This window comes from Pseudomonas viridiflava, assembly GCF_900602065.1.
In the GTDB taxonomy this organism is placed as follows: domain Bacteria; phylum Pseudomonadota; class Gammaproteobacteria; order Pseudomonadales; family Pseudomonadaceae; genus Aquipseudomonas.
In genome coordinates this window covers 1-379 of record NZ_UWFN01000193.1, presented here as the reverse complement: position 1 = coordinate 379, position 379 = coordinate 1, and the positions used below count along the sequence as shown (strand labels likewise).

Below are 379 nucleotides of genomic sequence, written 5' to 3'. Positions count from 1 at the left end.
CTTCAACACCGACCGCACGCAGACCGAAGCACGGGTGATCGACTTGTCCGCCGGCGGCCTGGCGTTCACCGCCACCCAGCCGCTGACCATCGGTGAGGTGCACAAGGGTCGCCTGCAGTTCGTGATCGACAACCTCGGTCTGGCGATGGATGTGGAGCTGCAGATTCGCTCCTACGACCGCCAGACCGGCCACACCGGCTCCCAGTTCCAGAACCTCGATGCCCAGGATATTCCCACCCTGCGCCACCTGATCACCTCGCACTTGTCCGGTGACATCGTGACCATGGGCGACGTACTCGCCACCCTGCAACGCGACAACTTCACCAAGGCGCGCAAGGTCAAGGACAGCGGCAGCGGCATGACCGCGTTCGGTCGCATG

The 379-nt window shown here is 64.1% G+C and carries 1 protein-coding gene; it reads left to right on the top strand.

Annotated elements, in window-relative coordinates:
- The coding region (locus EE949_RS10550; RefSeq protein WP_164666754.1) for a PilZ domain-containing protein at positions 1 to 379 on the top strand (379 nt) is incomplete at both ends.